The organism is Haloferax massiliensis, assembly GCF_001368915.1.
Lineage (GTDB): Archaea > Halobacteriota > Halobacteria > Halobacteriales > Haloferacaceae > Haloferax > Haloferax massiliensis.
This window is the reverse complement of the sequence record NZ_CSTE01000001.1, coordinates 187,136-213,449: the sequence shown is the minus strand read 5'-3', so window position 1 is coordinate 213,449 and position 26,314 is coordinate 187,136. Positions and strand designations below refer to the sequence as shown.

The following is a 26,314-nucleotide window of genomic DNA, read 5'->3' as shown; positions in this document are numbered from 1 at the left end:
AATTAGCGATTGGCGTTGTGTGGGTCGTTCTCGGTACGGCGGTACGAGGCAGTGTCGCGTGTGGTGGTTTCAGCTCGGGCGGCGGCTTTCTGTGCGATTACTTGGCCAGCAGCGGCTTTTGGGCCCCAGCGGGCGGCGGTCGTAGCAACGCCTGCACCACCGATGGACGCGCCTGCGGCGACACTTCCGACGATGACTGCGCCTCTGCTTGCGGTTCCAATGGCTTTCGCAGTAAGCGGGGTTGCGTAGGCGAACGTCTTCCACGTCAGATAGAGTGCGATGACAGGGAGTGAGACGGCGACGAGATACTGCAGGAAGGCAGTTTCCGGCGAGAACGTCCCACTGGCGAATAGCAGGTCGTAGCCTTTGAACACGACTGCTGCGGGGAGTGGGAGGACGACTAATGGGACGAATCGCTTTGCGAATCCGGTTGCGATGTCTGAGAGGACGGGGATGTTTCCATAGCCGAGTGCGATGGCAATCGGCATCCCATAGACGTAGACGTACAGCAAGATTTCGCGGATGAAAAAGAGGGCTTGAATTGCCCACATTGAGATCCCGCCGAGTGCTGCGAGGAGGAGACCGAGAATTGGGTTTGTGATGGTCACTCCCAGGAAGTTGACTAAAACATCAGTTAGGCGTTCGAGTGAGGGAACAAGAGCGATTGTGAATCCGTCTACGAGGAATAACGATACAGTTGCAACCCAATACCAGAGGATAATGAAAATGGCCCCTGTCCATGCGTTTCTCTTCGTCTTAGTGTTCTCGTACGCACTTCCTATGTTGAAAATTCGGATCGCATGTCTACCTTGGACACTCACCACGAGGAGCAATAGTGCGATGAGCATGACTTCTCCACCGACAAGCGCCTCCCGAATCTGAATCCAAGGACTGTTAGACGGTGTACCGAAGATAAATGCACCACTTGTTTCTGGAGTTGGCGTGCCGAATAACTCAGCAGAAAGTGTGTCATATCCTGTCCGAATCCCCTTCATGAAGGAACTGGTAACCCAGCTAATGACGTCTTTGAAACCTTCCAAAACGACGTCTATCAGATCAACCATGACTATCTCCTGTTAATCGTGATACTGCAGTCTCTCATGACGTCGGAACCAGAGTATTCGACAGTGAATCTCTCTGAAATCTTTTTGGCAAAAACACGGCTTCCAACAAGCACAGAGAACTCACCTGTGTTCTTCTCTACAATACACCCCATGCCGTCATTGCCGACATGTGCACCAAATGGTAGAGAACTGCTGAACAGATCTCTTGTCTCACTCGGCGGAATAGTCACCTTATCAGCGTCGTAGAGACCACTATTTCGTGGGTCTTCGATTGGGTTTGGGATGTCTCCAGAGAATTGGAGTGAGACGGCTGCATCAGGTCCTGTTCCAGAATTATGGACAGAGACACATGCTTCGGCATTTTGTATCCGGTTAGTCTCACTCTCCCCATACACTGCATCCCACGGCTTGTCTGGGTTGTTTCTGAACAGCCCGACGGCAACAATTTCGAGTTGCGGTCGAATCTCCACACTCGTCTCGGCCACCGTCTTTTCGCCGTGAACGGCGATAATTCGATAATCTCCGGGGTTGTACGCAGTCCCAATCTCGAATGAGACCTGCTGAACGCCGGCCGCAACCTCCCGTGTCCCGAATAACTCGCCGTTCGGCTGGATGAGATTGAGCTGTTCTACGTCAGCCGCAGAACCAAGCTCGACAACAAGTTTGGTTCCGTCAACAGTAACCTGACGCAGGATACCCTGGTCGTCAGCATCGTCGTTCGCGATGGAAGTCCCATCACGAGTCTCACCACTGCCGTTGAGACAGCCAGCGAGACCACCAACGGAGAGCCCGGCTGCGGTTCGGATGACGGTTCGTCGATTGAAATGTGATTGTTTGTGGTTCATGGATATCGTTCAGAATCATCTCGTGGCCCGAAGAATTGGAGAATCTGCCTCCCTGCATAGAACACGACAATGAAAGGGATGAACTGCCAGCCGACCTCGATGAGCAATCCAACCCACCCATCGAGGGTGCCGAGTGGATGCCATCGCACCGTCGCCGTGTCGGACACATAGGCTGGATTTGCGACCAACCACGTGCCGGGATGATAGCGTGCCGTGTAGATTCCGGGTTGGTCGATAGTTACGACCGCGACCCCAGACTCGTTCGTCCGAACACGCTGGTCGGCAACAGTGAGATAGCCGCCTCCAGACTCACCATTGAGCGAACCGTGTCGGTCATCGGCAGTGAGGTCGATTGGAGAGCCAGTCTCGGTATCGCGGAGCTCAATGTGGATGGTCGCCTGGTCGGTCGTCTGCGAGACCACTTCGGCGGTAAGTTGACTCTCGCGAAGTTCACGAGGAGTGCCCACCGTTGACGTGATGGGTGTCGCGTCGACGCCGTGGACGATACCGCTCACACGGAGTGCATCACGGTCGAGGTTGTCTGTGCGGACTGCAAGTCCGTAGGTAGGCGTATACACCCGGTCGACGACCTCGACAGCGACCGTGTCTGGTATCGTGGTCTGTGGACTCGGACGTTTTCTCCCCCACGAGTCGAGTATGATCGGTCCATCACGAATTGGTTCAGCTCGCGGGCCGATGCGTGATGGATATGCGTGGACATAGACCGGGAGTGCCTCGGAGTGAATCTCGGTCTCAGCTGTCGCCGTTGCTTGGGTGAGCCGGTCCCAGCGAGGGTCACGGGCGGTGTAGAACCGCCAGACACCGCGAACGCGTGACTCTCCATCTTCGGTGAGCGTGTAGCCTTGCCACGGCCGAGACTGGAAAATCGCAACCCCGGTGTCGCCATTGGGATACGCCGCATCGTAGGCAGACGCGTGGAGATTGTACACCTCGACATCGAGTGAATCAGCGACGGTGATCGTCTCGGTCCGATACGTGACGTCCGTCTGAGTGCGATTCCCGATTGTGGTTGTCGTCGTCTTCTTGAGTCGGACATCGATGTCGGCTTCGAGGGTGAGCGTCGTGCTCCACGTTTCGTCGAGTTGGTACGCGAGGACTGGTGTGTGACTCCCTCCTGAACGGACGATAACGTCATCGTCCGATTTCAGTCGAACCTCCGAGATCTCGTCATTGACGAGTGACCACCGAACAGACGAACTACTATACTGACTCGTATTCGGAATCCGAACACGGTAATCGACAAATCCACGAACGCTCCCCTCGGGTGCGACGTACAGTGGCGTCTCACCTGCTTCGAGATGACCTCGCGTCGATGGATGGACAGCGAAGAACGTCGCGTGTGCATCGTCGATGAAGCGTCCACTTGTGAGCGACGCGTGGTCTGGATACAGCGATGTCTGTGAATTGCCTGCGTTCAGGTCACGGAAGTCATTGCGTGTCCACGTTGCCGCGGTCGCCGGTGGACGGGTGAACGTGATATCTGTCCCATTCGCGAGTTGCTGGATCGGGGTTCGGCTTTCGCCGTAGCGCTGGCGATACGTCGTCTCGTTCATGTACGCGTCCGAGTCACCGGACCACAGCGTAGCCGTCTCGTTTTCGGTCAAGCCATTGTCTTCTGTCCCCGGGCGTGGTGGCGTGGCTGTGACGAGACCGGTGAGCCCGCTCGTGAGAAGGAGGCAAACGAAGACGACAGCCCACGCGGGAGTGTGCATGTGGGACGGCACTGTGAAGCCCGCACTCACCAGGGCGCGAGATCGACACACTCTGCAAGTGGCAGTCCCATCAACGACCCCGCAACGGTGTATAGGGGACCGAGTACAAGCAGGGTGACTGCAGACTTCAACGCCGCCCGCATATGCTCTTTCAGTTTGGCTTTCTGCTCGTGATTCGTCGTGAACATCTGGAAGAGCGAATCTCCTTGCCAGACAACGATGAGACCGATCAGCCCGAGCGCCGTGGTTAATTGGAAGAAGCCTTCGAGCATCTGTGGCAGTTTGCTTGTACTGCAGATGACTCCATCTTGGGCTGCAACAGGCTGTGTGAGAACAACGAGTCCAAAGATAATCATCACGGCAAGGCGGCCGGACGAAACAACTCGAACTGAATCGTGATCTGGATTGACTACTGTATTGGGTTGGCTGTCTTTTTCGTTCGACATGTAGGTTGCTTGTGAATTGTGCCAGCGGGCTACAATTCCTATACATTCAACTTTCAGGCGATAATTAAGTTCTTTTGATTGCTAAATGTGTGGTTTAGGTGCTAATATCTACAGAATATCTAGATTTCACTGGTAGTTCGTTTCTTCATGACTGTCTTGCCTACGAGGAGTTTACTGCTGATTTCAAGCCCAGATCGCATCACGAGCGAGCACTCTGTTGTGCGTGAGTGGCCGAACGTGCGTTCACTGCTACTCAGTGTGGTCGGTTCCCTGCTCATCTGTCGCTGCATTGCTCACTCGGTGTGTGGTGTGTCTTCTTTCGAGAACGAAAGGTGAATACACAACACACGCGACCACTACCACGTACCACCCCAGCCAGGAGAAGAGCGTGTGATTGATGCAGTCTATCCAGATGATCCGAATGACGTGCTTCGGATGGTTCTTGAGAGTATCGAGAAGCGAATCAACGATATCTGGGCGACAACAGATCTGGTTTTTCGGTCGGAATACGAATTCGAGCAGGAGGACGGCGCAGACTATCTCGTCGGCAAGTGACTAATTGATTGGTTTTCAAGACCGAAACCCGCAACTTCAGATTGAATGTCGGCGATCCGGTGGACTAGTCTCGATGAGTTGAACTGGCCACTTCCCTTCTCCACGATATGATGACCAATGAACTCGACTCCTTGCTTGAATGGTTCGAGTTGAAGGATGAACTTCGGACAGGGTGGGTGCTTCGGAATATCGACTCGCCTGAATCGGTCGCAGCCCACACGTGGGGGACAGCGTCGCTTTGTCTGCTCTATGCCGACCAGCAAGAGGTTGACCCTCAGAAAGCAGTGACGATGGCACTCATTCACGACCTCGGCGAAGCTCGAACGGGTGATATCGCAACTCGCGCGGAGGACGGACGCCAGACCATCTCCACATCCGAGAAGGAGTCGGCTGAACGGAGCGCAGTAACCGATCTCCTCGGACCTTTCAACGATACCGAACTGCTGTCGCTTTGGGAAGAGTACGAAGCTCGTGACACCCCGACAGCACAGTTCGTCAAGGACATGGATCTGATTGATAATTGTCTCCAGGCGCTCAAGTACGAGCGCCAAGGTCGGTACGACGACGCTGAAGCGAACGACCACTTTGCCGAGTTCGAGAATCTGGACGAGTTCTTTGCGACCGCCGCGCCTCGTTTCCAGACAAAAGTCGGCCAGGACTTGTTCGAGGAAATTAAATCGCAGTACGAACGAGAACTCGGGCGACCCTGCCAGCTCTGAATACATCTTTCAGTCGCAACTCCCCCCTGCTCGGTGTAACTCCTGTATGCAGCAGAGCAAAATCTACAGAGGGCGCAGTTTACGATTGCAGCATTAGGTGATAGTCTTCTTCCGTCCCGTCAGGCCGTTTCGTGGTCATATCGTGGACGCGAAAGCCACAATTTTCATAAAACGGCACCAATCCGGCTCGGCAGTTCAAGGTCAAGACCTCCACGTCTTCTAGTTTAGGATGCGATGTGATAGCCTGCATAACCTGCTTTCCTAACCCTTCGCCCCGATGTGATTCATCGACAATCACATCAAGAACCTTTCCAGAGTAAATATAGTCCGTCAAGACACGTCCCGAAGCAAGAAGTTGCCCACTCTTGACTTCGCGAATACTCACAACTTCATCGGTGTGGTCTACTGCCCGGCGAATATCGTCCAACTCACGGTCTTCCCACCATCCATACATCTGATATAACCTCTGAAGTTCCTCGGCGTTCTCGATTTCATAGACGACCTCTGTCTCCATGATTTCTGCTCGTTATGTCTCTCTGAGATGACTTAGTGATAACCTCGCAGACTTATTTTCTGCCCGACTTGCTCCCATCAATCGTGCAAGAGATGCGCTCTGTCTGTGTCACATAGGTTCTATCAGGTTCTACGGCATTCAACAGTGCCTACTAATCACACCTGTTGTGATTTGTCTCGATGGACCCACCACCACAAACTCGTTTTATTCACTCACACTACCGTTGTCCACAGAGGAGCTTTCTTCAGTGCCGCTGCTAGAACGAGCGTCTGTACCCGCGGTGGGTGTCGACGACCTGTGGCGTGCGGCCGACTATCGACCGTTGATCACACGCTCGTTAGCGCCACCCCATCACAACATCCGTGATACCACTTCCACCCGCGGACGTTGTTGTCGCCGCGAGTTCCGAGACAGCGTGCTCGGTGAAGATGACGCGTTTGGTCCCGCGGCGTTTCACGATCTTCACACCCGCTTTGCCAAGGTCATCGAGAAAGTCCATGACCCGACTCACGGTTTGAGTATGGGGTGTTCGGCCTTCCTTTGCGTGGAGGACGGTGCGAATCGTACTTGCGTCGAGTGCGAAGCCTGCAGGGACGTTCGTGGCGTACTCTGTGAAACACACCAGAGACACACCTCACACCGAGTGAGTAGTGGTAGGAAAGGATGTCCCTCGTCAGTTTGGTTCTTGCTTCCCGCGATTCAGTGTCATCAATGTCTAACTGCGGGTAGATGGCACCGCCACTTACTGAGGGGAGACACACCTCACACCGAGTGACAAACCACCTGAAGAATATCCTGTTATGCTGCATCTGAGGCTGATACATCTGGGTTTGGCCTACATCTATCCGGACGCACTCACTCACTCACTCGGTGTGTAGTGTGTCCATGAACAACATCTAATACTTAAACACTCTTGAAATCGTCGTTAACATCTGAATATCGGTGTTTGATGTCTCTCACTCGTTTTGAGGTCCGGCAGTATTAAGAGACATTACCGCATTGGTGAAACTAAGCATGGTTGATACTGATGACCGGTCGTCGCTTTTTGAGACCGGAGATATATTCTCAAATCGTGAACTTCTCCGGGTTGGGCACGTTCCTGAGCTTGACCGGGTAGTTGGTCGAGATCAAGAGATTGCTGCTGTCGGGGGGGCACTTGCACCAGCAACACGTGGCGGCCCACCAGAGACAACAATCATCTACGGAAAGACTGGAACCGGTAAGTCACTCGTGTCACGGTGCGTTACTCGAGAAGCACGCATCGAAGCCAAGTCGCACGACACGACACTTGCGTATGCGTATGTCGACTGTTCAGATTATCAGTCAGAGACGAAGGCAAGTAGAGAGATGGCTCGACAGTTGGTTGATACGCTGGGAGTTGACCGCAACGTCCCACGAATCGGTATCTCTGCGTCTGACTACCGGGACATTACGTGGGAGATTTTGAACGACTACGATGTCGACGCATTCGTTGTCATTCTCGATGAGATTGACAAACTCGACGATGATGAACTACTTCGAAGCCTCACACGTGCACGTGAGAGTGGGAAAGCAGCGTCTCACATCGGTGCAGTCTGTATCAGTAACAAGATCGAATATCGTGACCGACTGAACGAGCGCCTTGATTCGAGCCTCCAAGATAACGAGTTAATTTTCGACCCGTATGACGCCACACAGATTCGTGCGATACTCGAACACCGTATTGACGCATTTGGTGACGGTGTATTGGCTGATGGTGTGGTTCCAAAAGTCGCAGCAATCGCAGCAAAAGAACACGGGGATGCGAGAAAGGCAGTTGACACACTATACGAGGCAGGTCGGCTCGCAGAGAAACAAAATCTTGAGACTGTGACGGCAGCTCACGTTGATGAGGCCGTCCACAAAGCAGAGGTAAACCGATTTGAACGCCTGATTACTGGATCGACACCTCATGTACAACATATACTTCGGGCGTTGGCACTGCTCACCGCCAAGAACCCTGGGAAGGGCGCATTCCGGACACATGATATCTACGATGCTTATTGTTCGCTTGCTTCAACAGAGGGAAGTTCGCCGCTTTCTGAAGATCGAGTATACAGACTGCTTAAAGAACAAGCCTTCCTTGGAATTACAGAGTCAAACCACACGGGCGGAGGACCTGGCGAAGGAAGCTATCTTGAACATCGTCTGCTTGGAGATCCGGAAGTGGTTGTTGAAGCGCTGAGTGAGTAACCCCCTGGCCTCCTCTTTTCTGATTCACTCGTTGTGAGGTGTGTCTGAGTAGGATTCTCCAATAGCTATGTAACACCACTGTTGGTCACTCGTTGCGAGGTGTGTCTGGCTAATTGCTCATATCACCTTGTTCGTGTATTAGTCACTCGGTGTGAGGTGTGTCTCCCTAAACGAATTATATCCTCACTCGTTACGAGGTGTGTCTGGCTGGTTGCTCACATCATCCTGTTCGTGTATTAGTCACTCGGTGTGAGGTGTGTCTCGTCTCAAAATCAGGACCTCCGCTCACTCTTCTCGCGGATCACTCACGAATTCAAAGAGCCGAGTCGGTTCGTGGACCAGTTTCACGTAGCCGCGAGCCTCAAGCACTTCGAGGCGATTATACACACTGTTGCGTGAGTAGCCAGTCTCGTCGACAAGATACCCCTTTGTCGCGATTCCCCACGGACTCTCGCCATCGCGTCCTTGCTTGAGCACGTCGAGAATTGCTTTGTCTGTCCCAGTGAGATTTGAGCCACTCATAGTCTCTACTCGACCAGCATATGCTATAAAGCATGGCATTACAAATATGCAATTTGACTGGGCATTATGCATAGTATTAAGTCGGTGAAGATCATAGTTGTAACTGAGAAGTACCGGGTTCGGCTTTCGCAGAAAGGCCACGTGCTAGAACACGTGACCGGTGGCTTCTCGATTGGAGCAAGAAAGCCAATGTCAACTACGCACACCACGACACAAGAGCGTACCGTATCGTTAGCCGACCAACTCATCGACGCCCTCGCACGCTCGTTCACCCTTGGTGTCGACGCCGAGGGCTTCACACACCACTACTTCCGTCCTGCCGACGCCGTCGTCGTCTTCGATGGTCGGACCCTCGATCACTACCAGTCACTCGATGGCCGGCCGCTTCGCGAGTGGAAGGCATTCGTCTCCCAGAAGCGTGGGTGGGATTCGATGGGCCAACTTGCATCCATCGGACTCCAGGTGGATACAGAGCGTAAGGAGACTCCCCGCGCATGAGTGCTCACGAAGAGCTACAGATGCACCTCGCCCAAGCGCTGACGCGAACGACTGAACCCGACGTGCAAGCGCATCTCCACGCCGCCTTAGAGTCCTGCCAGGAGTTACCGACGACGCCCGTGGCGTGTCCCGCGTGTGGGTTGTGGGGCTGCCAGAACGGATTGAAATACACGACTGTCGACGTGGATAAACCGAGTCTCAAACGCTATCAGAGCAAACCTATATTTTAACGCGTAACTACTAGCTTTTTGACTATTCTGGAGACGTACTGTGTCATGACATACCCGGAAAACGAGTGCGTCAACGAGCGCTGGTGAAGCAGAGACGACCGCATAGACTGCTATAGCCTGTCGAAACAACGGTTTCTGATAGACGATTCTCTTCTAGAAATACTAGCGATCGATACGTCACCAATACGAAGGCCCACATACTGCTCACCGGCTGACTGGGTGGAGGTAGACACATCAAACCACTGTTTTCTCGTCTCTCCAACCCAAATGCTGAATAATATATCTAGTCAACAGATACAACAGTATTAGAACTGACTGTTACCATTTTCAGACAGCAATCACTCACTTTTGGTCCTAACGGAAAATCCACACAACACACTATGTGGCCACCAGAATTCCCAAAAACAACCAAGGGTGTGTCCGACTCGTGGTGTCCCAGTGAGTGTCGGAAACTACGGACCGGTGTACCGGACATATGGATGTTATACCTCCCTCCTCTGTTGTCTATGCGGCCCCGTTACTGTTCGGCGTGACCCGATCGACGACGTGGTCGCAACGATACCGCGGACACAATCACTAACTAAGTGCACGTTCGACGCGGTTAGTTGTGTTCTCCGTCCTTCTACTGTGGTCTGGCGTACCCCTCCAAACACCTCCCTTTCGCATCGGCGGGCGCGAAACGCACGTGACTGGGCTCGTGGTGCTCGTCATCCTCATTTTCGGCGGGATGTATCTGTACACTCGCTGGCGTCAGTTTCTTCGATAGGCACAGCCACGGACGCGCGTCGCCCCGCCTCCAACGAAACATTACCACCGCCCATTGATTGCGCGCTCGTAGGCCTTCTCCGCTTGGTCGGCGACGCTATCCCAATCGTACTGCTCAGCGCGTTTCGTCGGCTCGGTGGATGGTGTCTCTCCCGCGAGTGCACGCGATAGTGAGTGGATAAGAACGTTACCGATTGAGATTATCTTTCCCAAGATACGTCTGTTTTAATTACCTTCGCAGGTACACCCGCAGCCAACGATCTCTCTGGGACATCTCTTGTCACAACACTATCGCTAGCGATGACCGCACCATCTCCTATTGTCACTCCTTTTTTTATCGAAGCACCATACCCAATCCAAACATGGTCACCAATCTCAATCGGTTCTGTCATCTTTTTCGTATCTCCTTGAATTGTAATTGGGTGAAAGTCTGAATCGGCGAGATCTACGTCCCACGAAATTGAGCAATCTGTCCCTATAGAGATACTGTCAAGACAATTGATAGTTGCGCGATCGCCGATACGCGATCCTTCTCCTATCGAAAGGTTCCCACTCACGTTGATTTTCGACCCGGAACCAATGTATACCGGAGTGTTTGGTGAATCAATGGTGAACTTAGAATCTCTAGAAGTAGTTAACAGTGACCGGTGGAGGTTAGCAGTTATTGGTGAATATGGGCTCAAACCATAGAAGCAGACTCCATTAACGGTGATGTTTGAAACCGCAGCGACATCTATAGTGGTTCGCTTTGATGTTATTAATGAGGCGAAAGATCCAGTATACTTTTTCGAATTATAGACTGATTTGATTAGCCCAGAGGGACCAAGATTTTGAGCAATTTTGAGAATTCTTCTGGCTTTCTCGCTCGTCACCCGAGAATGCAGATCACTAAGGCTCACAGGATATGTTTACCGGAATGCTATATCAGACTTCGCATCCAATAGATTCAACCACTCGATAGACGGGAAATTACTAAGCCGTCTGGTGGTCAGTCCTTCGCTAGTATGGACTCCGCAAGACCAGAACACAATAACTGCTAAGGATTCTAGCCAAGCCATCTGACTATGTCCAAAAAGAAATTGGCGGTGGAACTCGTTGTACTCCTGTTTCTCTAGCGAACAGTGTCAAAATCTGAATACAACACTTTGTTACTTAGAGTCACTCAGTCCGGCAATGGTGCGCTCGTAGCAGCCTCAGCTTGGCCAGTTTCGCTGTCCCAATCGTACTACTCGGCACGTTTCGTTCTAGTCAGGACATCAGACATTGTTGGTTGTCCCGTCGCTTTTGTCACTCGTTGGGAGTGGTGTGGAGCAGTTGATTCAGAATTCGGCTACTAGAGCCAGACGTTACTGTAGGAATTGTCGATCAGGTCTGAAAAATCGGCGTAGGTGATGCCGAAACCTTCGCAAGTGTCGTTTGGGGTTACTTGATTCGCTTTATGACGTTCGTCATGCTGTACACGGGTCGGATCAAGGTCACGACATTGTCGTTATCGGCCTAATGCGAAACTCACCGAAGCCGTACTTCGAATGTGTTCCGATGCGAGTCAGACCAGCTTTAGCCGTCTCGACCGGACAGTCACCAGTATATGTGACTTGTTGTCCGTGATCAATCGTCTGGAGTTGATGCCGACTGCCGCTCTTGACGAGACACTCCTCGCGATGGCGGAGCTTCTGTGACATCTCCCACCACTCCGGGATATTGACGGTAGTTGTGCCGGGATAGTCACTACTCAGGACAAACGGTGTACAGAGATCGATACGGTACCGGTCTGCCCCTTCGAGTCGAGAATAGTCAAGTTGTTCGAGGTCGACGAGTCGCGTCTTGTGGAGGCTTGTTGCCCCGTAGCCGTAGTTTCGTTTCCCACCAAACTGTAATCCATCGATCATGTCGTCGTCAAGTGGGAGGATTCCCGACTCAGCAGCGTGGAGGTACGCATGCACGAACCACGTAGTTTTTCGAGCATCAGTCCACGACGCCGATTCTCTGCCGACACGCATCTCGTACGCAAACGTCGGGTGACCAGAGTGCCTGCGAAGGTCGTGCGCGTTGATCGCGTCTCGCGGCCGTGAATCAAGCAACCACAGTTGTTCAGGGTGTCTGTGAAGGAAGAGGTCATCATACGCCTCTACCTCTGGGAGCGCTGCACCCATCGAAGGATGGGCGCGGAGCTTCGAGTGTTCGTCAGGATACACGCCGAACTGCCCTGGCGCGAACATCCCGTGACTCGCGTGGATACTGCACCGGATATCACGTGGAAGTGACTGGGCCAGTGCGTTGGTGATGGCGTTCCCTGTCACGTAGTAGGGGTGCCCGAGGTAATCCATTTCGAGACGCCAACACACCTGTTGAATCCACGTCACGGGCGGGCACCCCATGCTTCGAAGTCCTCGATGTACTGCAGCGCCGTCGACCATGATCGGATGCGACGCAGATTCGAATCGAGCACCATCTGCCAGCGATTTGTAGCCGTTTCGAGGGGATGCTCGTTGAGTGATTGCCAGATAGTCGCCCATGAGCGCTGTGGAGAGTCACCGAGCGGTGCATATGGCCGACTGTTCGGTGATGCCGCGAGCCTGAGATTGAAGCGCTCGCTCGTGAAGATTGTCCGATGTGGGATGGTTGTCGTCGGGTCGTCGACGATGAGAGCGAGATCCTCGAATGAGTATCCTATCTCGTAGCTGTACACGAGTGCAGCGGTCAACAGGGTGTGGTACTTCAGACTCGTATACGGATAGAACGAACTCTCGTTGAACAGGGCCGCAACCTCGCTTTCAAGCCATCGCTGATGGGCACGCTCTGAGTCGGCCTCAGTTAGGAGGTCATGCACATCTTGTCGAATCGTCGACCGAGGGATGTGCTTCCGTTCTACCGGGGTCTCACCGGTACAAATTGACAGCCGATACAGCGACGTATGGGTTGGTGTCGTGAGTGACGGGTCCCCCGTTGGTCGACTGAGAGCTGCCGCATCAGCATCTGCACCCTGTGGGACTGGTTCGTTAACTCGAACGCCATCGAAGGTAGCTGACGCGTGTCTGTGACTCTCGCCAGTAAACTTGTGAGCGTCGTGTCGAAGTGCCGCGAGATGGACATCGGTCATGCCGATTCCACCCGCTCGGCGAGTGCAGACTGTAGCGACGGGAGGTAGTCAGCCACCCACATCTCGTCTTTCCCGCCCATCGCCTTGGTGGGCTTTTGCGCCCGGTTGAACACACGACGGAGTTCTCGTTCTTCGTATAGCGGATTCAGAAGTTCGGTGTCGACGATGCCGCCACCAAAGTTTCGCATCCCACCGAGTTGGTGCATGAACTCAGTATTGTGATTGTCGAGATACGCGACGGCCTCAGCCAGAATTCCGAGGAACTCTGGCTTCGTCTCACGAAACGACAGATGCCAGCAACCATCGAGATTGCCGACTGCGTCGAGTTTGGTGTTCCGGAGCGGGTCGCGGTGGTCGTCTCTGTTTCGTGAGACAATATTCCTATTGAGGCGACGATAGTGTCCCTCGGCCTGGCCACGCGTGTAATCGACGCCGGATCGAACCGGTGAGAATCGAATCGGACGGCGCATCACTTTCCCGGGGTTGTTTCCGAATCCTCCAAAGAGGTCGAAGACAACGCAGCCGTGTTCGTGGTCATCAACGCATGAACCCTTCTCGTGATACCCGGATTCGAGGTCGCGGTTGTAGATCGCTTCCTTGCGGAAGTTCGCATTCGATTCCCCGGGGTGGCACGCGGTGCCGCCGTACTCTTGGATGACTGCTTCCATCCCATGCCGGAGCCATCCCGACAGTGAGAAGGCTGGAATGAGGCCACCGATCTGATTCTGTGGGTCAGTGTCCTCGTAGTTCCCGCTGGAAGCGTGATGCCGATCGGTGATTATCGAGTCGCCAACGACGAGGAGATCAGCGTGAATGCGGACGAATACGTCCGTGATCTGATCTACGTCGATATCAGTGGACATTACAGCCGCCTCGATTGAGTTGGCACAAACTGTTCGACAGATTCTTTCGAGCTTCCGTGTGAGTGTGTCATGCTTCGTCTTGGGCGAAGCACGGGGCGGTGTCTCCAGCACCGTCCTCTCCTTTGAGGCGACCCGTGCTTCTTGATAGATGCTACGTCCGGTGGCTACTTAGTACTTTTGCTTAGCAAAATGCTTGGCAAACAATTGGATCGCTTGCATGGTAGATTGCTGAGTATTATACTCACGGACTCAGAACACAGCGTCATACATGGTTAACGAACGCTACGAACCGAACGAACGGGAGGAAGTTGTCCTTGAGCTGTTCAAGCAAGGGCGGAGTTCTGATGCACCGTGGGGTCGAGTCAATCCGTTGTACCTTCGGGAGCACTCTGATTTGGACAAGGGTCAAGTCGAGTACGCGCTGCGGAATCTGACGAATGCCGGATGGATTATGCAGTTGAACCGAGGTGGGTTATATGAGTTGGTGGAAGATCCGCGGGAAAGGTAGTAGTGTGAGATTTAACTATGTCCAACCAATATTGGAGAAGAACAAATTGTGATCAACCTACCCATTTTATATGTCGACCAATGAATCAGTTCTCACGAAGAATGTATCGCCAGTTCATGATTAGCCGGGTCCAATTAGAATTAATTTCACCTAACCAATGAGTAGTTCTCACGTCGTCTCGGTCGTGCTGAATTGGAATAACTTTGAAGACACACGAGACTGTGTAGACTCTCTGCAGAAAATATCCTATAAAAATCATGATATTGTCATTGTAGACAATGGATCTACTGATGATTCCCTTTTGAGACTACAGAACACATTTCCTGAGGTTGTATTTGTTGAGTTAGATCGTAATCGTGGATTCTCTGGAGGAATGAATGCGGGCATCTCTTGGGCTGTAGACCATGGGGCAGATTTCACATGGATTCTGAATAACGATGTCGTGATCGAAGATTTCTCAATTTTGGAGAAACTACTGCCATACTTCGAAATGGAATCTGTAGGTTGTATAACTCCTCAAGTCTTTGAGTACCCGGACAAGGAAACGGAATGGTTCACTAAAGGTGAACTGGATCGGGGATCTGGTCACTCTACGCATCATAAATGTATCTCAGAAAAACCAGAACAGTTTGTTGAAAACGAATACCTCCCGCTGTGTAGTACTCTCATCTCTACGGACGTATTTGATGAATACGGATTATTGCCTGAGCGTTACTTCATATATCGTGAAGATGTTGCATTTGCATACGATATATCTGAGAAATTCAGGATGCTGACCATTCTTAATTGTAGGGTATATCACAAAAGTAGCAATAGTAGTGGAGGGGACCTAAATAGAACCTTGACCTATTATACTGCACGGAATCGTTGGTTACTGTACTACAAATATAACCACGAGATGTCTATCTTCCTTTTTGTGTGGCAATACCTGAATTGGGTATTCGTACAATTTTTGATGGTGATGAAATCTCAGAACATTGATGGTCTAATTGGACTCACTCAAGGTACTGTAGACGGTATATTGAATAAACAAGGCCGAGGACGATACCCGTAATGAGTGGAATGTCAAAGAAGATTGGTATTGCCCTTGCTAACCCAGAGCTATTTGCGAGAGCGATTAATCGGCTCTATCATACGAAGTTACGTGAGACCGAGTTTAATCATCGCGGACTGAATTTCATGGACCAAGACTGGGACAATCTGATTATTCTCGATGGTTGCCGATACGACACTTTTGAGAGGGAGTCCAATTTACCCGGCCAATTATCCGAAGTTGAGTCTCTTGGCTCAATGACTGTTGAATTTCTTCATGGGAATCTTGCGGATCGATCTATGTTAGACACGGTATACGTAACTGGAAATGGCCAGTTTTACCATAATTCTGGATCACTCAATACCTCGTTCTATGATGTAGAAAATGTTTGGTCGGAAGACGAATTCTGGGACGAACAAAATCATACTGTTCTTCCGGAAAGTATGGTTCACTGTGGCCTTCAAGCATCGAAACAGTATCCAAATAAACGTTTGATAATCCACTTCATACAACCGCACTATCCGTTTATTGATTCAGACATTGAGATTGATGACGCATTTGACCCAGACACACCTGGTTTTTGGATGCGTTTGATGAGAGGTCAGATTGACGTTAGTGAAGAGGAAATAAGGGAAGCCTATCGCAGTAATCTTCGTATTGCTCTACCGCATGTTGAGAAGCTCCTGACTCAACTCTCTGGTAAAACGGTTGTGACCTCAGATCATGGAAACATGCTTGATGAACGCTCATCTCCAATCCCTATTCGTGAGTGGGGGCATCCACAAGGAATCTACACTGAAGAGTTGACAAAAGTTCCTTGGTTAGAATACCAAAATGGACCACGTAAGGATATCACTACAGGTTCAACGAAACATAGTGACGATGAGGTAGATAACGAAACCGTTGAAGAACACCTGAAGCAATTAGGGTACTTATCTTAAGATGAATATTCTTCAAGTTGTTCCAAACCGTGTCCACCCACCAAATACTGGTGGAGATCATAGAAAACATGGTCTAATGACAGCGTTCGTCTCTTCCAAAGATGACGTCACACGTTACTGTCAGGGCGGAGACCCACGTAACTACTTCTCAGGCAAGTTTCTATCCTCAATTGAAATTGAGGGTTCGTATCGAGAACTTAGAGTTAATCACCCTCTCCATGACCTAGCTAGTCTTCCAGTTCTCTTCGACTTTCCATATGTCCTTCTTGGACCAGCACTTGAACTTACACCAACTAAGACCTTACATCAACTCGTTGATGATGCTGATATTGTGTTTGTTGAAGGACCTTGGCAAGTTTCTGCAGTTGATTCTATTTTAGATGATGGCCTATTGGTCTACTCCAGCCACAACTACGAACCAGAGCGATTCTCTGCTCTTTCGTCTGGTTCACCATTACACCAATTGTTTTATAGGTGGGTCAAGAAATCCGAACGTAAGGCTGTTGACCACGCTGACCTAGTCGTTTGTACATCAGAACGAGATAAAGACATTTATAGCCGAGAGTTCAGCGAGGCGGAGATTCTCATTGCTCCAAACGGAACATATGCCAATAATTCACCGACGGACAGTGCAACTAACCGCCAGTCTATCCGAAACCAGCATGACATTGGAGAAGATACATCTCTTGTTCTCTTCGTAGGAAGTAAGCACACCCCAAACATTGAGGCACTCAAGTTTCTTCATGATATTGCAGCTGAGGTTAATGATGAAAGCATCCAATTTCTCGCAGTTGGGACTGCCTGTGAAGAAGTCGACAAAGAAACCCACAATGTTGAACAAGTCGGTTTCGTTAAAGAGATCGAGCCGTACTTTCAAGCTGCTGATTTTGCCGTTCATCCGATGAAATCTGGCGGAGGAACGAATGTGAAGCTATTCGATTATTTTAATTGGGAACTTCCAGTGATCTCAACACCATTTGGTGTTCGTGGACTTGACGTGAGTGATGGTGAAGAGATCATTATCTCAGAGTTGTCAGAGTTTCAGTCATCAATCCAGCGATTGCATCAAGATGATGAACTCAAGAAGTCGATTGGCGAATCTGCTCAAGAAATTGTTAAAAACAAATATGACTGGTCACAGATTTCAGCGGAACTTCGCCAAACAATACTGGATTGGGTATAACCCATATAATGGAAAGATTCTATAAATAGCTAACAACATCTAACTTACACATGAGCAAGAACGTCCTGCTAATCACAGTGGACTCGCTCAGGGAAGATTATCTCCCGCTAGATAATGACTGGACAAATACACCTGCTGCGGCGGAGTTGGCTCAACAAGGAATTTCCTTCGAGTCTGCGTTTGCGACGGGACCTGCCACAGCAGTCTCATTCCCTGGTATTCTAACTGGGACGTTACCACTATCTTGCGGTGGGCTTGGACCGCTTAATGAAGATCGTCCACGGCTGGCGACTGAAATGCAGAAAAATGGATTCCATACTGCCGGTTTTCAATCAAATCCGTTCCTTTCCCACCACTTCAATTATGATGACGGATTTGACACATTTGAAGATTATCAGAATCCGCTTATGGGCATTGCAACAAAGATATTTCCACGCGGAATCGAGGTAAACCACCCAAAACTTCGAAAGATTGACGATAAAGTCAACTTTACCAAGCGAATTAAGGACATTTACCAGCTATTCCGTGGAAAACCACGTCCATACGTTAGTGCAGAAGTAATAACGGACGATTGTATTACTTGGATTGATGATGTTGAATCAGACTTCTTCGCTTGGGCTCATTATATGGATGTTCACCATCCATGCTATCCTCCAGAGAAATACCGCACAGAGTTTGGGGTCAAAAATGTCACACAGGAAGAAGTTTCAGAGTGGTACTCTGCATTAATTCGTTCCCCGGACTCACTTGGTACTGAAGAGTTGGATGCTCTAGAACGACTGTATCGTGCTGCTATCAAGTACACGGATGAGCAGATCAAACGTATACTTGATAAACTGAAACAGATGGGGCAACTTGAAGATACTCTTATTATTTACACTTCAGATCATGGCGAGTTGTTTGGTGATCATGACCTCTATGGAAAACCAGAGCGGATGTATGACGAACTACTACAGGTTCCACTCCTTGTTGCAAATGGTCCTGCTAAATTGCGTGAGACTACAACTGATCTGATTAGTCTGATGGATATTCCCGGCATTATCTTCGACTCTGTCGAGGTTGATGCTCCTGAGGCATATGAAGGAATCATACCTAGCCAAGAAAATAGGGAGTATATCATTGCAGAACATCAAGTCGAAGGAGACGCAGTCATCGGTGTTCGGTCCGATAAGTGGTTGTTCGAACTTGATCAAATCCGTGGTGAAAAAAGATTATTTGAGATCACTAGCGATCAAATCACGGAAACACCTACAGATGCCGGTGGAGAGCTGGTTCAATCGATAGCTGAGAAACGGCTATCTGAATTAGATGTTGACTCCGAATTAATTGATGATGACTTAGGCGAGGACGTTGAAGGCCGGCTTGAAGATTTGGGATATTTATAGAATGGTAGATATTCTTCAATTACACAGGAAGCCACCGTATCCTCCCGGAAGTGGGGCAGATCGGCGAGTTTGGGAATGCGGAAAAAAATTCGCTGAACTCGGTACTTCGTGGGTAGCAGCACCTTGGGATGGTGATACGCCGCCGGAAGAGACAGTTGAAACACTCGACATAGCTACCCCATGGCTCAATTCGAAAGTGAGCCGAATTTATTTCTGGACACTTCTAATGGCGGCTAGAATAGATATATTGAACGAGATATTCTTGGAAAGATGTCTTGATGCAATTAACTCAAAAGGACTTGAGCCAGATTTAGTAGTTAGTGAGTGTCCACAGCTATCGCCTGCTGCCCTTACGATTGCGCGCAGATCTGATGCTCCGTTTCTAATCAACAAACATAATGCCGAATTTCGAGTCGTCGAGCAGTTCTTAGATGGAAGGAGTATCCCCAAATTAGTTCGAGATTCGATTGTCGACCGTCATCAAGAATTCGAACAACGGATGATTGACAATGCAGATGCTGTCGTTTTTATGTCTGAATCTGATTGCGAGTCGTTTGATCTGTCTTCAACGACATACTCTGTTATCCCGAATGGAACTGACTACTCAAAAATTGGGACAGAGAAGTCATCTACTCAACATCCAAGCATTGGTGGTCTGGACACCTCGAAGCAATCTTGCGTTTTCGTTGGGGCGTATGACTACGACCCAAACAAAGATGCTGCACAGATAATAATTAACGAAATTGCACCAACGTATCCAGAGATGCAATTCCTGTTGATCGGTCGAAATCCCCCATCGACGGATCAGCCCAATGTGTTGACTCCTGGGTTTGTTGATGATCTTGGTGCGTGTCTCGGGTATGCTGACATCGCCCTTTGCCCTCTCTCTATGGGTTCTGGAACGAAATTGAAGATGTTAGATTACATGGCAGCAGGTCTTCCCATTGTGACTACTTCTGTTGGTATTCAAGGTCTTAGTGTTGAAGATGGGGAGACAGCGCTCGTTAGAGACTCAACTGCGGGAATCATTGAAGCAATTGAGCAGCTCACTACTTCTAAATCACTTCGGGATGATTTAGGGTCAAATGCACAAGAGCTAGGAAAACAATATGACTGGGGTAATCTTTTTGAAGAATATGATAGACTCATAGGGAGACTCGTCTAAGAACAAATTTTCACGTATTCTGGCAGAGACCCTTGATAAACCCAACCCCCCAAGACCAGAACCAGATCGAGATTAGTATTACGTAAACCGGGAGTTGAGTCCATCGGTTACGTTTCGCTGAGAGGAATACACTCATACTGACTATCCCCATAACCCCGAGGGATAGTGTTCCAGCGAATCTCTTAACCCAAGAGCGTGATCTAACAGCATTTCCAAGAAAGAGAGCTAGAAGAAGAATTATCGATGATGGAGCAAAATGGAACCACTCGCCCATCTCTGGATGTAACTTTGTCGCTTGTGCCCGGCCAAGTCCATACCGATACCCCATCTTCGTAAACGACTTCCAACTCGGTCGTCGATAGTGAAGAACTTCGGCTTCTGGGGTGTAGAGTATTTTGTAGTCCTGTTCTCGAATTCTGTAGTCCATCTCTTCGTCGTCAACGGTGATAAGATCGTGATTGAACCCACCAACTTCTTCAATCACCTCGCGACGATAGACAACATTGCATGTTGGGTTATGATAGATCTCGCGTGTCTCTTTACCTTCAAATCCATATCTTGCACCAGCACCACTCAACAAGGAAAGGACATCACCAACTGACTTCGCAAAAGTAGAATCATCTTCTGGAGTGATGTTTGGCCCACCAACAGCAGCCACTTTACCATTGTCGTCAAAGTGATTAATTAGTGTTGAGAGCCAATTTTCGGGGACAACACAGTCAGCGTCGGTGAATGCAACAAATTCACTATCTGATTTTTCCACCCCCAGTTCGCGTGCATAGCTGATTGTCCCTTTATCTTCAAATATTACGTCACAGTCGTACTTTTCTGCAATACTGATTGTATCATCTTTCGAGTGACCATCAACAATAATAGTATTGAATGACCCTGGGTAATTCATTGACTCTAGAGACTCCAAGCAAGCAGCAAGAGTAGCTTCATCATTGTAAGTCGGGATAACGATTGACGTATCGTACTCTGTCATCGATAGATCTTGCCAGATATGATACGTTCATTGGTAATTATACTTGTCACAGCGCTCGATCTACGATTCTAAACCAGATCACAATGATCGATAGAAATTAGCTATTCAAACACTAGATAACGTCGGTTTTGGAGTTCTATGTTTGGTTTTAATGCTGAGTACCCACAGAAAAAAGGTTCTGAACGCTTTTACGAAAGGAATGAAACGTGGTTCTAAAGTCATTAATTCGGCTCTGTTGAAATCCTTCAGCGTTGATATTGGAGAGAGCGCTCTTTCTGGCTAGTTTCCGTGGGTCACAGTGAAAACTAGTCTCTCAACAAATCGCAAGACGGAAAGAGGGTTTCAACAGAGCCATTAATTCATATTTTGCGGATCGTTGTTCCGAAATTCAACAGGTTTAGCAAATCTCACTTGTTCAGGAGTATTGATTCATTACCATTGTCATAAATCATCGTATTTCTCCTATTCAGGGTTTCGTATTTGTCACCAATCTTGATTGCAAAGTAATTGAATTCAACAGTTGAGCCAAAATATAGTTCATTATTATAGTCTCGAAGGACTAACACTCCTTCCTCTGGGATTCTGCCTTGGCTAATTGTTTCGCCACGTTGCTCTGTTGGCATTGAGGCTTGTGTTCCAACAACGTGTTCAACATTATCATCACCAATAAGTAGCGACTTCTCTGTAGGATAGTCCGATAGAAAGTCACCAGTTGCATATAGGTGTGAGGGATATTGTTGGTCTGTCTCCCTGTTCTCATACGTTGGTTGAACATCCGAAACATAATATATGGGAACTGACATTATTCCAATAACAAGAAGTATTGTGACTGCGATAGTAGGTAGTCGCTTGAGCCAGCGATGTTCTGTTTGTATCTGTTGATATCCGTCTATAGCAGCCCAGCCACCAACAAATACAAAGAACGTGAATATTCGTGCAAGCGTATTGACCGTGATGAAGCGTGATAAGACACCTAAAACCGCAATAGTTGCACCAACGAAGGTAACAAAAAGAACTGGTCGAAACTGTTTGTCATCCGAAATGGCGATATACAATAAACTCATGCACCCAATTGCGAGTACTACTTGAAACAACCAAAGTGCCGGCCCTGATAAAATCATAGAAATCTGTGAGGGGGTGACTGATTGCTCAATTATCCACTCCGGAACATTTGGACTTGTAAACGGGTCAACAACTAATAGGCTGACGATTAGTCCAGCCCCTAGTCCTTGAATAATAAACCACGTCGCAAATACTGATACGCCAAGCAAGAATACAACACCGAACTGATAACCCGACGTTAGTTTAAACTTTCCAGTCTCTAGGCATTTTGCAGTAACAGAAGTCATTCCTGCGATCGCGATGATGAGTAGTCCCATTATCGCCGAGAAGTGATGTCCACCAACGAGTGTTACAATTGAGAGTATTAATAGAATCTTCCAACGCCAACCCTTTGATCCAGAGACCTGCCGCACACAAATTAGCGCAACTATTAGAAATATCACAAAACCAAACGATTGTCGATTGAATGCCGTTTTGTCGATGAATCCTGGGATCCAAGCTAAGACTGGTAGAAGGGCTAATGAAATTGGAGCTTTGCTATATCGGTGAGCAATGGCCGCGACCATGATCACTGCCATTGCAGGGAGTATTATAGATAGCAGATATGTAATCAGGGTTTGGCCAGTCGGGCCTGGCATGATTGACAAGTTTGTCACTTTGCTAAGTACAATAGTCAACATATGGAGAAGCGGAGTTGCTGGGAAAGCCCGACGCACAACATCAATTGTTAACGGCCAACCATTCTCTTGGATCTGCATTGCAACATATGCTGCGTTGTGACTCCCTCGACGATAGAGCCAACCCGCTTGAGCTCCCGGAAATAGTAAGATTGTTGAAATAGCTAAACCTGCAATACCGACTTGAGACCCTCTGATAGTAGTGAATAAAAGTACGGCAACACCAAGAATTATGAATCCCAGAGAACTCTGGCGAATACTTAAAATGACAGTAGTAATCGAGAGACATGCAACAGTGATTTGTAATTTTTTGATTTTATTCATACTCAGATTAGTCATGGATAATACTCAACCAATAATCGCTCATCCTGACTTGTATCATTGTCTCATTTATACCCTAAATGTTCTAACCTTTTTTCGATATCCGAACTTAAGCCGCTATTGTTATCGCTCATCTTCGTGGTTGATATATCATTATCATCCACATATTTATTCACATCTTCATATATCTCTTCTTTTGGTATATCCTCTTGATTTTGGTGAATAGTTAGTTCACCATCGTCTAAATATTTTGAAGCCTTCCATGATCCGCCATAGAATTTCCAATATCCTGCCTCTGAAACCGCGTCTAATGTGTGTTCGATATCCATGTGTGGTCCAGTAGATTCTGCTGCAACAACTCTTTCAGTAGCATTTTGAAGCCAAAGCCTCAAATCATCGATTTCACCATCAGTTGCCTGTGAAACCAGATCAAATACTCTCCGAATCGAAAATGGTTGGTTGATCCATTCATCGGATTGACTCCCTCCAGGTGGTTTAACAAACGCTGGGACATGTAGTAGCTCATCATACAGATAGGTTCCATGGCCCCAGTAATCATGTTCTCCAAGACTCTGACCGTGGTCTGCGACACCAATAATTAAAGCATCATCATATCTGTCTTGATCACGCAATTGTTCAACGAGATAACTAACTCCATTATCAAGAGACTCCACTGAAGATTTGTACCCGTCTCGTATTGTGTTCTGCCCAATCTCGGGTGAGCTGCCTACTGAATGTAGGTTCCACTTGATCTGTGAGTCTCTTTCATCGTCAAAATATGGTTCATGTGCATCCATATAATTCACAAATCCAAATACAGGCATCGAATCCGAGACTGAGTCAAGTGAAGACGTCAATTGATCTGTGACTTCATTTGCACTTGGAACTTTTTGATCAAAAAAGAGATATGCGTACATCGCTTTTATTAGTCTCTTTGTCGTGTTTTTTTCTGTACTCCACCGGAGAACTTTTGAGAAACTCCGCAGAAGATCATCGTTCTCATTAACTGCGTCCCATGGGGAGCCAACGTCGGCAAAAGGTAGCTCTGGATAAATGAACTCACTCTGACTACCAAACCCACGATAGAATCCAAAGTCAGGACTTACCCATGGATTTGTTGAGATCGCAACCGGCTCGTAACCATTGTCTGATGTGACTTCTGCTATTGTCTTTGGTTCCCTTGGCAATTTTTTTGTTAGCCCTGTTGCACCATGCTCTGAAGGATACTTCCCGGTGAATAGGGATCCATGTGCTGGAACCGTCCACGATCCTGTCGAATAGGCTTTTTCGAGAACAATACTATCTGCGAATAGTTTGGAGAACCCTGGCGTCGATACATTCTTAGAGTATGGTTCAATGTAATCGCGACGAAGAGTATCAAATACCAGTAGAAAGACATCGCTCGTCATGATCTTTCAACCCGGTCAATGTAGGAAATAAGTTTGGTTGTCAATTCAGAATCCATCTCAAGAAGGATATCCCGATCCATCTTATCAAAACTATCGGTGGCAACCACAAAGAGAACCTGGCAAAGTGTCCAGAATATTCCGACGCCAATTAATGCTGGGAGAGAGAGGCCATCTGGGAGTATAGAATACAGGATAAAGCCAAGGATAGTACTAGGGATAAGTGGCTTGACCATATTCATCGAAAATGGGTGCGCGCCGATTTCTCGATAGATGATCGTCAACTCAAGAATGTTATATGCAGTAAACCCCATTGAGGTCGCAATTGCTGCTCCAGCGATCCCAAATGAAGGAATCAAAACAATATTGAAGCAGATGTTGACTATAACCCCGAGTATTCCGGCGTAAAATTCAATTTTAGGACGGCCAATCGCTTGCGTAGTTGCTCCATTTGGACCCACAAAGACTCGGCCGTACATCCCGATAGATAGTATCGAGAGTACGATAGCTGCTGGTTTGTATTCTTCACTAAGGAATCCAACGACAACCTCTGGGGAAAACAAGACAAAAACACCAACTAATGGAAAAGTTAGAATTGCGAGCCACTTTGTAGTGACTGTATATATTCGGCTGACAGAATCTTTTCTACCACTCTCAAAGAATTCGGTAACTAACGGCATGTAAATCGTGACCGATGACATTAATCCGATAAGAATTAATTGTGAGAATGGTCGAACAGACCGATAGTAGCCTACTGATGTCGAACTAGAAAGGTACCCTAAAAATAGCATGTCTGCATTCAGCATTAATATAACAAATGTTGAGCTTAGAGCTAGGGGTATGGAAAAAGAGAATAGCTCCTTGGTATGGGATGCAGATGGTCGAGAGGGTTTGTATTCAACTAAGTAATAAATAGCCGCCGCAGCGACAACTGCTGAAATAATTGGTAGTGAAAGATAGTACGATAGAGCACCTGTCTCTGGACCTAAGATCCAGACGCATAGCCCTAAAACAATTAACGCCGTTCCTTTTGGTGCGATGTCTTTAGAGATTGCAAGAGCTTTTGAAAGTCGATAGCCACGGAGTGTTCCTCGTAGAGCCCCCCAAACGACTCCAAAGAATATCTGGATACTAAGTATAGATAGATACGGTGTGATTGATGGATTATTAAAACCGTCTGCAATTATTGGAGCTCCCAAGAACACCACGATACTTGCTGTGAGTCCAATTCCGGAAGCAGAGATAAGTCCGCTGGAGATTATTTTTTTATCATACGCTTCTGAATCTGACCCTGCGAGTAATCGTGGTATTCCATCTCCGAGCCCAAATACAGCAATTGGGATGATTGTTGTGACAACTGCTTGTGAGATGGTTATGTTCCCGAATACATCTGGAGGTAGTGACTGTACTATGGCTATGTGTCCTAAAAAGCCAAAGAACCGAGATATCATCCCACTTGAAGCAAATAAACCACTACTCAGGATAATGTCTGCAATCCCTTCGGATTCACTTTCCATTATGTTGTGTGGTTGTCTCTCTTCATAAAATAGTCCGTGGTCCGTTTTATCCCAACTAACGACCGC

At 48.6% G+C, this 26,314-nt stretch carries 23 protein-coding genes and 1 pseudogene; 10 read left to right on the top strand and 14 right to left on the bottom strand.

Annotation, left to right across the window (positions count from 1 at the left end):
• Positions 1-2 precede the first annotated feature (2 nt).
• The 4 genes from BN996_RS00970 to BN996_RS20415 are packed head-to-tail and all read right to left on the bottom strand — an operon-like array spanning position 3 to position 3,998.
• Positions 3-1,064, bottom strand: a complete 1,062-nt coding sequence (locus BN996_RS00970; RefSeq protein ID WP_089776782.1) for a TrbL/VirB6 family protein — start codon at positions 1,062-1,064, stop codon at positions 3-5.
• A gap of 2 nt (positions 1,065-1,066) precedes the next feature.
• Complete coding sequence (locus BN996_RS00965) at positions 1,067-1,909, bottom strand: hypothetical protein (protein ID WP_089776781.1); 843 nt, start codon at positions 1,907-1,909, stop codon at positions 1,067-1,069.
• Entirely contained in the window at positions 1,906-3,642 is a 1,737-nt protein-coding gene (locus tag BN996_RS00960) for a DUF8186 domain-containing protein (RefSeq protein WP_167344083.1), read from the bottom strand. The genes BN996_RS00965 and BN996_RS00960 overlap by 4 nt, the downstream gene beginning before the upstream one ends.
• A gap of 26 nt (positions 3,643-3,668) precedes the next feature.
• Positions 3,669-3,998, bottom strand: coding sequence for a DUF7985 family protein (locus tag BN996_RS20415; RefSeq protein ID WP_394326162.1), 330 nt, complete (start codon positions 3,996-3,998; stop codon positions 3,669-3,671).
• Between the two features lie 480 nt (positions 3,999-4,478).
• On the opposite strand from BN996_RS20415, the gene BN996_RS00950 reads away from it, so the two are divergent.
• Together BN996_RS00950 and BN996_RS00945 are read left to right on the top strand one after the other, a co-directional pair.
• Complete coding sequence (locus tag BN996_RS00950) at positions 4,479-4,643, top strand: hypothetical protein (RefSeq protein WP_226908667.1); 165 nt, start codon at positions 4,479-4,481, stop codon at positions 4,641-4,643.
• Positions 4,644-4,750: 107 nt separating this feature from the next.
• Positions 4,751-5,362, top strand: coding sequence for an HD domain-containing protein (locus BN996_RS00945; RefSeq protein ID WP_089776779.1), 612 nt, complete (start codon positions 4,751-4,753; stop codon positions 5,360-5,362).
• Positions 5,363-5,441: 79 nt separating this feature from the next.
• On the opposite strand, the gene BN996_RS00940 is transcribed toward BN996_RS00945, so the two are convergent.
• The gene (locus BN996_RS00940) at positions 5,442-5,876 is read right to left on the bottom strand and encodes a GNAT family N-acetyltransferase (RefSeq protein ID WP_089776778.1); all 435 of its coding nucleotides are present in this window, start codon (positions 5,874-5,876) and stop codon (positions 5,442-5,444) included.
• Positions 5,877-6,213: 337 nt separating this feature from the next.
• Positions 6,214-6,486: pseudogene (locus tag BN996_RS00935) on the bottom strand (hypothetical protein); the annotation flags it as partial.
• Between the two features lie 404 nt (positions 6,487-6,890).
• Here BN996_RS00935 and BN996_RS00930 point away from each other — a divergent pair.
• A complete protein-coding gene (locus BN996_RS00930) occupies positions 6,891-8,087 on the top strand; it encodes a Cdc6/Cdc18 family protein (RefSeq protein WP_089776777.1) in 1,197 nt (398 codons plus the stop codon).
• Positions 8,088-8,693: 606 nt separating this feature from the next.
• Positions 8,694-9,107, top strand: coding sequence for a hypothetical protein (locus BN996_RS00920; protein WP_226908666.1), 414 nt, complete (start codon positions 8,694-8,696; stop codon positions 9,105-9,107).
• 1,195 nt (positions 9,108-10,302) lie between these two features.
• Here the strand turns inward: BN996_RS00920 and BN996_RS00915 are convergent.
• The 4 genes from BN996_RS00915 to BN996_RS00900 all read right to left on the bottom strand — a co-directional run bounded on the left by BN996_RS00915 (position 10,303) and on the right by BN996_RS00900 (position 14,065).
• Positions 10,303-10,974 (bottom strand): acyltransferase, encoded by a 672-nt coding sequence (locus tag BN996_RS00915; RefSeq protein ID WP_209446877.1) that lies wholly within the window; start codon positions 10,972-10,974, stop codon positions 10,303-10,305.
• A 603-nt stretch (positions 10,975-11,577) separates the two neighbouring features.
• Positions 11,578-12,429 (bottom strand): hypothetical protein, encoded by an 852-nt coding sequence (locus tag BN996_RS00910; protein ID WP_226908665.1) that lies wholly within the window; start codon positions 12,427-12,429, stop codon positions 11,578-11,580.
• Positions 12,430-12,461: 32 nt separating this feature from the next.
• The gene (locus BN996_RS20410) at positions 12,462-12,932 is read right to left on the bottom strand and encodes a DUF8168 family protein (RefSeq protein ID WP_226908664.1); all 471 of its coding nucleotides are present in this window, start codon (positions 12,930-12,932) and stop codon (positions 12,462-12,464) included.
• Positions 12,933-13,198: 266 nt separating this feature from the next.
• Positions 13,199-14,065, bottom strand: coding sequence for a hypothetical protein (locus BN996_RS00900; RefSeq protein ID WP_089776774.1), 867 nt, complete (start codon positions 14,063-14,065; stop codon positions 13,199-13,201).
• 268 nt (positions 14,066-14,333) lie between these two features.
• Here BN996_RS00900 and BN996_RS20765 point away from each other — a divergent pair, with 268 nt between their 5' ends.
• From BN996_RS20765 to BN996_RS00870, 6 genes are all read left to right on the top strand, one after another.
• Positions 14,334-14,573 (top strand): MarR family transcriptional regulator, encoded by a 240-nt coding sequence (locus BN996_RS20765; protein WP_089776773.1) that lies wholly within the window; start codon positions 14,334-14,336, stop codon positions 14,571-14,573.
• A gap of 184 nt (positions 14,574-14,757) precedes the next feature.
• Positions 14,758-15,627 carry a glycosyltransferase family 2 protein gene (locus BN996_RS00890; RefSeq protein WP_167344082.1) on the top strand — a complete coding sequence of 290 codons (870 nt, stop codon included), beginning with the start codon at positions 14,758-14,760 and terminating at the stop codon, positions 15,625-15,627.
• Positions 15,627-16,547: a hypothetical protein gene (locus tag BN996_RS00885; protein WP_209446876.1), complete on the top strand. Its 921-nt coding sequence runs from the start codon at positions 15,627-15,629 to the stop codon at positions 16,545-16,547. Before BN996_RS00890 ends, BN996_RS00885 begins: the two co-directional genes overlap by 1 nt.
• 1 nt (position 16,548) lies before the next feature.
• Positions 16,549-17,730 (top strand): glycosyltransferase family 4 protein, encoded by a 1,182-nt coding sequence (locus tag BN996_RS00880; RefSeq protein WP_089776771.1) that lies wholly within the window; start codon positions 16,549-16,551, stop codon positions 17,728-17,730.
• A 50-nt stretch (positions 17,731-17,780) separates the two neighbouring features.
• Positions 17,781-19,115 carry a sulfatase gene (locus BN996_RS00875; protein ID WP_089776770.1) on the top strand — a complete coding sequence of 445 codons (1,335 nt, stop codon included), beginning with the start codon at positions 17,781-17,783 and terminating at the stop codon, positions 19,113-19,115.
• 1 nt (position 19,116) lies between these two features.
• Positions 19,117-20,280, top strand: a complete 1,164-nt coding sequence (locus BN996_RS00870; RefSeq protein ID WP_089776769.1) for a glycosyltransferase family 4 protein — start codon at positions 19,117-19,119, stop codon at positions 20,278-20,280.
• Positions 20,281-20,290: 10 nt separating this feature from the next.
• Here BN996_RS00870 and BN996_RS00865 read toward each other — a convergent pair whose 3' ends face one another.
• The 4 genes from BN996_RS00865 to BN996_RS00850 all read right to left on the bottom strand — a co-directional run bounded on the left by BN996_RS00865 (position 20,291) and on the right by BN996_RS00850 (position 26,248).
• Entirely contained in the window at positions 20,291-21,265 is a 975-nt protein-coding gene (locus BN996_RS00865; RefSeq protein WP_089776768.1) for a glycosyltransferase, read from the bottom strand.
• Positions 21,266-21,672: 407 nt separating this feature from the next.
• A complete protein-coding gene (locus tag BN996_RS19635) occupies positions 21,673-23,328 on the bottom strand; it encodes a hypothetical protein (protein ID WP_139043083.1) in 1,656 nt (551 codons plus the stop codon).
• Positions 23,329-23,390: 62 nt separating this feature from the next.
• A complete protein-coding gene (locus BN996_RS00855; RefSeq protein ID WP_089776766.1) occupies positions 23,391-24,734 on the bottom strand; it encodes a sulfatase in 1,344 nt (447 codons plus the stop codon).
• Complete coding sequence (locus BN996_RS00850) at positions 24,731-26,248, bottom strand: flippase (protein ID WP_089776765.1); 1,518 nt, start codon at positions 26,246-26,248, stop codon at positions 24,731-24,733. Before BN996_RS00850 ends, BN996_RS00855 begins: the two co-directional genes overlap by 4 nt.
• Positions 26,249-26,314 lie beyond the last annotated feature (66 nt).

Bases quoted from the DNA above. Each gene is read 5' to 3' on its own strand.
- BN996_RS00960 (WP_167344083.1), bottom strand. From the start codon at position 3,642: ATGCACACTCCCGCGTGGGCTGTCGTCTTCGTTTGCCTCCTTCTCACG.
- BN996_RS00940 (WP_089776778.1), bottom strand. From the start codon at position 5,876: ATGGAGACAGAGGTCGTCTATGAAATCGAGAACGCCGAGGAACTTCAG.
- BN996_RS00970 (WP_089776782.1), bottom strand. From the start codon at position 1,064: ATGGTTGATCTGATAGACGTCGTTTTGGAAGGTTTCAAAGACGTCATT.
- BN996_RS00850 (WP_089776765.1), bottom strand. From the start codon at position 26,248: ATGGAAAGTGAATCCGAAGGGATTGCAGACATTATCCTGAGTAGTGGT.
- BN996_RS19635 (WP_139043083.1), bottom strand. From the start codon at position 23,328: ATGAATAAAATCAAAAAATTACAAATCACTGTTGCATGTCTCTCGATT.
- BN996_RS00910 (WP_226908665.1), bottom strand. From the start codon at position 12,429: ATGGATTACCTCGGGCACCCCTACTACGTGACAGGGAACGCCATCACC.
- BN996_RS00885 (WP_209446876.1), top strand. From the start codon at position 15,627: ATGAGTGGAATGTCAAAGAAGATTGGTATTGCCCTTGCTAACCCAGAG.
- BN996_RS00965 (WP_089776781.1), bottom strand. From the start codon at position 1,909: ATGAACCACAAACAATCACATTTCAATCGACGAACCGTCATCCGAACC.
- BN996_RS00870 (WP_089776769.1), top strand. From the start codon at position 19,117: ATGGTAGATATTCTTCAATTACACAGGAAGCCACCGTATCCTCCCGGA.
- BN996_RS00865 (WP_089776768.1), bottom strand. From the start codon at position 21,265: ATGACAGAGTACGATACGTCAATCGTTATCCCGACTTACAATGATGAA.
- BN996_RS20415 (WP_394326162.1), bottom strand. From the start codon at position 3,998: ATGATTATCTTTGGACTCGTTGTTCTCACACAGCCTGTTGCAGCCCAA.
- BN996_RS20765 (WP_089776773.1), top strand. From the start codon at position 14,334: ATGGTTAACGAACGCTACGAACCGAACGAACGGGAGGAAGTTGTCCTT.
- BN996_RS00880 (WP_089776771.1), top strand. From the start codon at position 16,549: ATGAATATTCTTCAAGTTGTTCCAAACCGTGTCCACCCACCAAATACT.
- BN996_RS00930 (WP_089776777.1), top strand. From the start codon at position 6,891: ATGGTTGATACTGATGACCGGTCGTCGCTTTTTGAGACCGGAGATATA.
- BN996_RS00900 (WP_089776774.1), bottom strand. From the start codon at position 14,065: ATGTCCACTGATATCGACGTAGATCAGATCACGGACGTATTCGTCCGC.
- BN996_RS00855 (WP_089776766.1), bottom strand. From the start codon at position 24,734: ATGACGAGCGATGTCTTTCTACTGGTATTTGATACTCTTCGTCGCGAT.
- BN996_RS00875 (WP_089776770.1), top strand. From the start codon at position 17,781: ATGAGCAAGAACGTCCTGCTAATCACAGTGGACTCGCTCAGGGAAGAT.
- BN996_RS00945 (WP_089776779.1), top strand. From the start codon at position 4,751: ATGATGACCAATGAACTCGACTCCTTGCTTGAATGGTTCGAGTTGAAG.